The organism is Phyllobacterium sp. P5_D12, assembly GCF_054049495.1.
The window spans coordinates 22,769-31,229 of sequence record NZ_JBFUMG010000011.1 but is presented as its reverse complement, the minus strand read 5'-3'; the positions used below and the strand labels follow the sequence as shown (position 1 = coordinate 31,229).

Genomic DNA, 8,461 nt, shown 5'->3' with positions numbered 1-8,461 from the left:
GCGCAAGCTGGCCCAGGAACTCGATGCGTCGGAAGGACGGGCCGAACGCCTCGAAGCGGCAAACAAGGAAGTTTCGCGCCGTCTTGTGGCTGCGATGGAGTCCATCCGTACTGTGCTTGATCGCTAGGCATTTCCAGGAAAAGTGTGAAACGGTTTTCCGTCAGGAAATGCGACAAAACAAAGAGTTAAACCGGGAAGAAGCATACCATGGCCACGGTAACAGTTACGATCGACGGCAAAGCCTACAGAATGGCCTGCGACGAAGGCCAGGAACAACACCTGACAGGTCTTGCCGAGCGCTTTGACCGCTACGTCACGCATCTCAAATCGTCTTTTGGCGAAATCGGAGATCTGCGCCTGACTGTCATGGCCGGCATCATGGTCATGGATGAGCTCAGCGAGTTGCAGATGCGGGTCAAGGGTCTCGAAAACGAGGCGGAAGCGCTGCGAAAGAGCCGCGACGAGGCCCTGGCCAAGGCTGACAATAACGACGCTGCTATCACCGGCGTGCTGTCCGAGGTTACGACCCGTATCGAGACGCTTGCAACCAAGCTCGCGCCAAAAGCGAATTAGCCTTCGATTTCTTCCCGCAGCATTTCGAGCTCCAGCCATTCGTGTTCGTAAGTTTCAAGGCTATGGCGCTTCTTGCTGATTTCATCGACCGTCTTGTTGAACAGCGCCGCGTCTTTGGCGAAAAGTTGCGGATCTGCCAGCTTTTTCTCCAACGTTGCAATCTCAACGTGCAGCGCTTCAATCTTTCCCGGTAAAGTTTCCAGCGCGAACTTCTGCTTGTAGGAGAGCTTGCGCTTTTCTTCGCGCTGCGCCGGTACTGTCTTTTCCACCGAACCGCCGGCGGGCTTTGCGGCTTTCAATTCCTTGCGCGTCGCTAAGGCGGCTTCCTTGCGCTGTGCCAACATGTCCGTATAGCCGCCGGCATATTCGAGCCAGCGGCCATTGCCCTCCGGAGCTATCACCGATGTCACCGTCCGGTCGAGAAAATCGCGATCATGGCTGACAAGGAGGACGGTACCCGCGAAGCCGGCTACCAGTTCCTGCAGCAGATCGAGCGTTTCCATGTCGAGATCGTTGGTTGGCTCATCGAGCACCAGTAGATTGGCCGGCCGGGCAAGTACTCGCGCCAGCATGAGCCGTGCTCTTTCGCCGCCGGAAAGCTCGCGAATGGGCGTGCGCAGTTGCTCCGGCTGGAACAGAAAGTCCTTCATATAGGATGCGACGTGGCGTTGCTCGCCATTGACGATGACATTCTCGCCGCGCCCGTCGGTCAGGTAGTCCGACAGCGTCTGCTCGAGATTGAGACTGTCGCGCTTCTGGTCGAGGATGGCGATCTCAAGATTGGTGCCGAGCTTGACGAAGCCGCTATCCGGCGCGAGTACCCCGGTCAGCATCGACAGCAGTGTCGTCTTGCCTGCCCCATTGGGGCCGACGAATCCCACACAATTCCCACGCTGTATCCGCGTTGAAAAATCATTGACCAGCACCCGGTCGCCATAGGCTTTGACGAGATGTTCCGCCTCTATGACGAGCTTGCCGGACTCTCTCGCATCGCTGGCTTTCAGCACGGCCTTGCCTTGCGCGCCGCGATGATTGCGAAACTCGCTGCGCATGGATTGCAGATCGCCAAGCCGCCGCATATTGCGCTTGCGCCGGGCTGTCACGCCATAGCGCAGCCAATGCTCTTCCCGTACGATCTGCCGCCCGAGCTTATGCAGGTCGCGCTCTTCCTCCTCCAGCACCTTGTCGCGCCATTCCTCAAAAGCGCCGAAGCCCTGCTCGAGCCGTTTGGTCACGCCGCGATCCAGCCAGATGGTCGAACGGCTGATGTTTTCCAAAAAGCGCCTGTCATGGGAAATAACCACGATCGCGGAACGTATCTGACGCAACTCGTCTTCCAGCCACTCGATGGTTGTAAGATCCAGATGGTTGGTCGGTTCGTCGAGCAATAGAATGTCTGGTTGCGGCGCCAGCACCTTGGCTAAGGCGGCACGGCGCGTTTCGCCACCGGAAAGGTTGTCCGGCTCTTCCTCGCCAGTCAGGCCGAGATGTTCGAGCAGATAGCTGACCCGGTAGAGATCGTCAGCCGGACCAAGACCCGCCTCGACATAGGCGCGTACGGTGGCAAAGCCTTCCATATCGGGAGCCTGCGCCAGATAGCGTACCGTCACACCTGGATGCTTGAACACTTCGCCATCGGTCGGCGCGATAAATCCGGCCGCAATTTTCAGCAGCGTCGATTTACCCGATCCATTGCGGCCGACCAGCGCAATGCGATCGTTTTCGCTGACGGAAATGGCCGCGTCGCTCAAAAGCGGCGTGCCACCAAAAGTCAGCGCTATCTGGTCAAGACGGAGAAGAGGGGGAGCCATACAAGTTTACAGTTCTGGAAATGAAGCCACGATCGAAGATTGCCGTGCTTGTCGGCGAGATTATTGCCGCTGTCAAATGCCATAAAGCAAAACAGGCCGGAATTTCCGGCCTGCTGTACCTACACAAAAGCTCTAGGTCGAGCGGTTACGATCAGTAACCGCCACCGCCGTTGCCTTCGCAGGGAGCCTCGTAGATGGATCCGTCACGCCGCTGGTAACGGCAATAGTTGCCGCTTTGTCCTCTCGGGGTTGTTGCGGTTCCGATGGCTGCACCAAGAAGTGCGCCGCCTGCTGCACCAACGACGGTGCTCTTCGTATCATGTCCAAGAGCCTGGCCAGCCAACGCACCAACGCCGCCGCCGATCAAAGCGCCCGTCCCGGCACGTTGATTTTGCTCACTCGTCGCGCAACCGGCTACGGACAAAGCCAGAAGTGCCGAAACCGCAATTGCAGTTAAACGAATTGTCATCTTAAAATCCTCTCACATCGAAATAATACGAGCCAAACTCTGCGTAGATAATGCGGCAGAAGAAAGATCGCTGGGGCTTAGCCGAAGATTGGCAGCCTCGAAAACAAAACAGGCCGGAAATTTCCGGCCCGTCTTTTTCTAGCTTAAATGCAAAATTAATAACGGCGGCATGGCGCGCGATAGCGTTCGCCATAGCGATTTTCGTAAGTGCAATAGCGGCCGCCATTGTTGTTATTCGTTGCAGCACCTACCAGAGCGCCACCGGCACCACCGATCGCGGCACCTGCGAGAGCTCCTTTTCCACCATTTATTGCACCACCTGCCAATGCGCCTATTGCTGCACCGCCAAGGCCATAACCGGCGACGCGCTGATCACTGGTCGTACAACCGGCAGCCGAGAGCGCCAAAAGCCCTGCGACTGCAATCGTGGATAAACTTTTCAACATGGAAGACCTCTCCGTTTTAAAACCAAACTCATCAGCTTGCGTCCCCAATGCTGGCTGCCAACAACTACACTTTCCGCTTTTATTTGACAAGCGTCAGGCGATTTGCGGCGCAGCGATAAGGATCGCTTTACCCGAATGAACTGACACGTGGAGATTCCCACGCACGGCATTCGACACTGTAAGCGATGAACCGAAAGAAAGTTCCACATTTTCAAGCGGCCAGCGCGCACCATGGATAAAAAGCCCGCTTAATTGCGAAAATGCAACAATGCTGAAAAGGGTTCCATCCACAAAATCAAAGTCATACGAGCCTGCAACCAGAGGATGCGCCTCTTCATCACCGCTCGAGAGAATAAGCTTCCTCCCTTCGGCTGCATACCGCGTCGCCATGGTCAAATGCAGCAGTGCGTGATCGGTGCGCTCGCCGCCAAAAGCCCCGCACAGGACAACTTCAGTCGCACCCAGCCGGTAGGCTTCGTTCAGGGCGAGTTCGCCGTCGGTCATGTCCTTCTCGGACGGAAATTCCATTCGCGGAACCTTGGCATACTGTGCTGCGAGCTCCGCCGAGGTCGAATCAAAATCGCCAAGCCAAAGTTCTGGCTTCAGCCCTAGCGGCGCTGCATGGGCGATTCCTCCATCGGCAGCAAGCACGCGCGCCCCGGCGACAAGACGCAGGAGACGATCGGTAACATGGACGGCTCCACCAAGAAGGATAACGAATTTGATCATGGATCGCCCATAGCATGCGTGAGGACGGGGGGATAGATGCGCCTGTGAGCCGTCCGGATGGCAATGCTGCTGTGCGTGGTTCGACAAGCTCACCATGACGGAGTTGGGTGGGCTGCACGATAACCGGCGGCGTCGCGACAGGAACGTTGCTCGCGATAGGGATAGGAACGTTGCCGTATCTGGGCTCCCTGCCATCAACCCACCTCCCTCATGGTGAGCTTGTCGAACCACGCACAGCAGTTTTGCCATCCGGCTGATCAGCAGCCTTGAAGGCACCCCGATCAACCCTCCGACAAAAAATAGTCGTGGCTACTTATCCACGCTCTCCAAACCTCGGTTATTCTATCCCCGTCCTTTCCATGGGGAGCTGCTTCCGGAGCCGTTCGAAAGTGGGGAAGGACGGCGTGTCAGCGGGCGGGCAACGGACCCAAGCGCTGGCCGACCTGTTCGTCTTCGGGGGTCAATCTGCGCATTTTAGGCAGATATTGCCTCCATTGTTGACGCCAACGCCAATCGTGCGGACACTGCACCGACGGCGACGATGGGCCCGGACTCCAGGCGTTCATCCACTCGCCCCGCGGAACAAGCAGAAGCTGGCCGCAGGGGGAAAACGTTAGCGGGCGGTCTTCGGATCGCACTACTTATCTACCAAGACGCGCTTCGACGACCGCCTGTCTTCCCACAATGCAAGCAATGGCCAGACGCAAAAGCGGGTGTGGCAAGGGGCAAGCACACCCGGTTCTTTGACATGATGGGAGCGCTCTAGCGTTCAGTCAATTTCAGCTCAATACGGCGGTTACGGGCTCGTACTTCCGGTGTGCCACCAGGCTCAAGCGGTTGAAACTCGCCGAAGCCCGCAGCGACGAGGCGGTTTGCTGGAACACCGTTGGCAATCAGGAATTTCACGACGGAAATGGCGCGTGCGGAAGAAAGCTCCCAATTGTCCTTGAACTGACCAGTCCCGGAAAGAGCGACGTCGTCTGTATGGCCATCGACGCGCAGAACCCAATTGATATCATCAGGGATTTCCTTCTGCAGATCGATCAAGGCAGCCGCAAGCTTCTTCATCTCTTCGGAACCGGCCGGATTGAGGATCGCTGTTCCTGACGGAAACAGCACTTCAGACTGGAAGACGAAACGGTCGCCGACTATGCGGATGTTCTCCCTGTCGGAAAGAATTTCGCGCAGACGGCCGAAAAAGTCCGAGCGGTAGCGATTAAGCTCCTGCACGCGTTGCGCGAGAGCGACGTTAAGCCGCTTGCCGAGGTCGGCAATCTTGGCGTTCGATTCCTTGTCACGCGACTCCGATGCGTTGAGCGCCTCCTCGAGGGCACCGATCTGTTTGCGTAACGCCATGATCTGTTGATTAAGAATTTCGACCTGCGAAAGTGCGCGAGCGCTGATTTGTTTTTCGTTCTCAAGCCCGGTCGACAGCTCGGTGATCTTGCCCTCCGCCGCCGCCCCGGCGCCAGCGCCTTGGGAAAGCAGTGACTGAAGCCGCGACTGCTCATTTTGCGCGCTCGTCAGTGAAGCTTGCAAATTGGCGATTGTATCCTCGAGATCCTGCTTGTTGCCCTGTTCCAGAGACAATAGCTGTGTGAGCTCGTTGATCTGCGAGTTAAGCCGATTGAGCACCGCATCCTTGCCGGTGATTTCCTGGCTCAAGAGAAACTGTGCGAGAACGAAAACCGAGAGCAAAAACATGATCGACAGGAGCAGCGTCGACAGCGCGTCGACGAAACYCGGCCAATAATCAACATGGCGAATGGCTTTGCGGTTACGACCGAGGGCCATCAGTTTGCCTTGTCGCGAGCGATAGCATCGCCCAATTTAGCGAGTGTTTGACGAATGGCCTTTTGTTCGTCGGACTGTTTTTCCACCCAATCGCGCATCATCTGCTGCTCGGACCGCATGTTCTTCACAAGGCCCTGGATACCTTCGGCAAGGCTTGCCAGGGCGGCGGTTGTGCGCTGGCTCGATCCGCCGGTCTCCTGAATGTTTTGCAGGCGTTCCGACAATGCGCGCAGTTCATCGGAGGCACCACTGCTGGCGGCATCGAGCGCGTGCAGGTCGGAGCCAAGATCCGTGACGCTCGATAGCCAGTTTTCCAACTCGGTGTAGAAGCGATTTTGAGCTCGACCCGCCTGCAAATCGAGAAAACCAAGTATGAGTGATCCGGAAAGGCCGAAGAGCGAGGAGGAGAACGCCGTGCCCATACCGCGGAGCGGAGACTGAAGACCGGCCTTCAGCGAGTCGAGGACGCTATTGGCATCGCCAGCCCGCGGGTCGAGTGACTGGATGGTCTGGCCGATGGAACCGATTGTTTCGAGAAGTCCCCAAAAGGTTCCCAGGAGACCGAGAAACACCAGGAGGCCGATGAGATAACGGGAGATATCACGGGTTTCATCAAGCCGTGCAGCGATGGAATCAAGCATGGAGCGCATCGCGCTGGTTGAAAGCGCCATGGATTGACGTCGCCCGATGAGGGCGCGCATCGGCGCGAGCATGATTGGCTTGGCATTCGGATCATTGTTGCCTTTTCGGAAAGAATTGACCCAGCGAACCTCGGGAAACAACCGAATTACCTGGCCAAACCCAAGGAGGATACCCACGACAAGAACGCCGACGATCAAGCCATTGAGGCCGGGATTGGTGGTAAAGAAGACCGATATCTGGCGAAATAGAATGGCGGCAAGAAAGGCAACGATTGCCAGAAAGATCGCCATCGATAAAAGTACGAACCGCGGGCTGGAGAGCCGGTAAGGATCAAAATCATCGCCGTCCATACCCTGGCGGGTCGAACTGAAATCAGCCATCGTGTCGTCTCCGCATCGCAATCCGGTGCACCTAACAGATGCACAATGAACATAAAATCACTTTGCCTGCACGCTTTCCGCGCAAGTCAAATCGATTTCTGCGACCCTAACCGAAATTATGGTGAAATTGAAAGGTGCCCGAAAGGTGGAATTTGCTCTTGTTTGAGCAAAACTCCTTTGTTGTTCCGGACATGCAACAATTGCAGCGACTAGACGGGCTTTTTCAAGGTCTTTAGAAGGGCGCGTTGGATTGCCTCATTGCCCGCGATGATAGCTTTGCTTTCGATCACGTCTTGCTCGCCATCGAGATTTGTGACGAAGCCTCCAGCCTCACGAACCATAATGATACCAGCGCCAATATCCCACGGTGAAAGGCCTTCTTCCCAGAAACCGTCGAGGCGGCCTGCTGCGACATAGGCAAGATCGAGAGCAGCCGCGCCCATGCGGCGGATCCCGGATACTTCGGCCATGACATTGCGCATCTGCAAAAGGTAGTTGCCGTGATMACCGCGACCGAGGTGGGGAACGCCAGTCCCTATAACGGAGTCAACCAGCTTGCTGCGTCCTGAAACGCGTAGCCGGYGGTCGTTGAGAAATGCCCCACCGCCGCGCTCCGCTGTGTAAAGCTCGTCCATGGCTGGATTGAAAATGACCCCTGCCACGATCTGGCCCTGGCGCTCAAGTGCAATCGAAACGGCAAAAATCGGAATGCCATGCAGGAAATTGGTGGTGCCGTCGAGCGGATCGACCAGCCATCTGTGTTGGCCGTCAGTGCCCTCGACAACGCCCGATTCTTCCATCAGGAAGCTGTAGTCGGGACGGGCCCGCCGCAGTTCGGTGTAGACGATTTCTTCGGCTTTCCTGTCGGCCTGGCTGACATAATCGCCAGGTCCTTTCAACGAAACCTGCAGGTTTTGTACTTCGCCAAAATCGCGAGCGAGCGAGCGGCCGGCTTTCATAGCAGCCTGCACCATTACGTTGAGAATCGCTGAACGCGCCATTTCGGGTTATTTCTCCGTCAAAATCAAAATTAGCTTAATCGGCGCGGCGAACATAAGTCAGTTCGTTTGTATCAACGACGATGCGTTCGCCCGACGAGATAAAGGGGGGCACGAGAACGCGAATGCCGTTTTCCAAAACTGCCGGTTTATAAGAAGACGCCGCTGTCTGACCCTTGACGACCGGATCGGCCTCGGTGATTGCCAGCGTTACATAGTCCGGAAGCGAAATGCCGATCGGGCGCTCGTCGTAAAGCTCCACCGTGACCATCATACCGTCCTGAAGGAAGGCGGCGCGGTCACCAACAAAATCTTTTTGCAGTTCAAGCTGTTCGTAACTGTCGGTGTCCATGAAAATCAACGCTTCGCCCTGCTCATAGAGGAAGGAGAAATCCTTCTGCTCAAGGCGGACCTTCTCAACGGTCTCGGCAGAGCGGAAACGCTCATTCAACTTCGTACCATTAATGAGGTTTTTCAGCTCGACCTGATTGTAAGCACCACCCTTGCCGGGTTTGACATGATTGGTCCTGACAGCAACCCAGAGGCCGCCATCATGTTCAATCACGTTGCCGGTGCGGATTTCATTGCCGTTGATTTTCATTTKTCTACTCGGATTTGT

General features: G+C 56.3%; 10 protein-coding genes. 2 read left to right on the top strand and 8 right to left on the bottom strand.

Translation table 11 applies throughout. The features are described 5' to 3' along the window. The coding region (locus tag ACXJ5O_RS01990; RefSeq protein ID WP_457298409.1) for a DUF4164 family protein at positions 1–127 on the top strand (127 nt) is incomplete at its 5' end. Between the two features lie 80 nt (positions 128–207). Next, positions 208–573, top strand: a complete 366-nt coding sequence (locus tag ACXJ5O_RS01985) for a cell division protein ZapA (protein ID WP_114431216.1) — start codon at positions 208–210, stop codon at positions 571–573. Here the strand turns inward: ACXJ5O_RS01985 and ACXJ5O_RS01980 are convergent. From ACXJ5O_RS01980 to efp, 8 genes are all read right to left on the bottom strand, one after another. Continuing rightward, on the bottom strand, positions 570–2,384 hold the full coding sequence (locus ACXJ5O_RS01980) for an ABC-F family ATP-binding cassette domain-containing protein (protein ID WP_457298407.1): 1,815 nt from the start codon (positions 2,382–2,384) through the stop codon (positions 570–572). The two genes, ACXJ5O_RS01985 and ACXJ5O_RS01980, sit on opposite strands and share 4 nt — an antisense overlap. A 151-nt stretch (positions 2,385–2,535) precedes the next feature. After that, positions 2,536–2,853 carry a YMGG-like glycine zipper-containing protein gene (locus ACXJ5O_RS01975; protein WP_114431218.1) on the bottom strand — a complete coding sequence of 106 codons (318 nt, stop codon included), beginning with the start codon at positions 2,851–2,853 and terminating at the stop codon, positions 2,536–2,538. Between the two features lie 155 nt (positions 2,854–3,008). Further along, the gene (locus ACXJ5O_RS01970; RefSeq protein WP_457298406.1) at positions 3,009–3,299 is read right to left on the bottom strand and encodes a hypothetical protein; all 291 of its coding nucleotides are present in this window, start codon (positions 3,297–3,299) and stop codon (positions 3,009–3,011) included. 93 nt (positions 3,300–3,392) lie between these two features. Continuing rightward, positions 3,393–4,028 (bottom strand): thiamine diphosphokinase, encoded by a 636-nt coding sequence (locus ACXJ5O_RS01965; protein ID WP_457298405.1) that lies wholly within the window; start codon positions 4,026–4,028, stop codon positions 3,393–3,395. A gap of 762 nt (positions 4,029–4,790) precedes the next feature. Continuing rightward, complete coding sequence (locus ACXJ5O_RS01960; protein WP_457298404.1) at positions 4,791–5,822, bottom strand: peptidoglycan -binding protein; 1,032 nt, start codon at positions 5,820–5,822, stop codon at positions 4,791–4,793. Continuing rightward, positions 5,822–6,844 (bottom strand): MotA/TolQ/ExbB proton channel family protein, encoded by a 1,023-nt coding sequence (locus ACXJ5O_RS01955; protein ID WP_112523768.1) that lies wholly within the window; start codon positions 6,842–6,844, stop codon positions 5,822–5,824. Before ACXJ5O_RS01955 ends, ACXJ5O_RS01960 begins: the two co-directional genes overlap by 1 nt. 209 nt (positions 6,845–7,053) lie before the next feature. Beyond that, on the bottom strand, positions 7,054–7,845 hold the full coding sequence (locus ACXJ5O_RS01950; RefSeq protein WP_457298403.1) for an inositol monophosphatase family protein: 792 nt from the start codon (positions 7,843–7,845) through the stop codon (positions 7,054–7,056). Positions 7,846–7,879: 34 nt separating this feature from the next. After that, entirely contained in the window at positions 7,880–8,443 is a 564-nt protein-coding gene (gene efp / locus ACXJ5O_RS01945) for an elongation factor P (RefSeq protein ID WP_106719145.1), read from the bottom strand. Between the last annotated feature and the right edge of the window lie 18 nt (positions 8,444–8,461).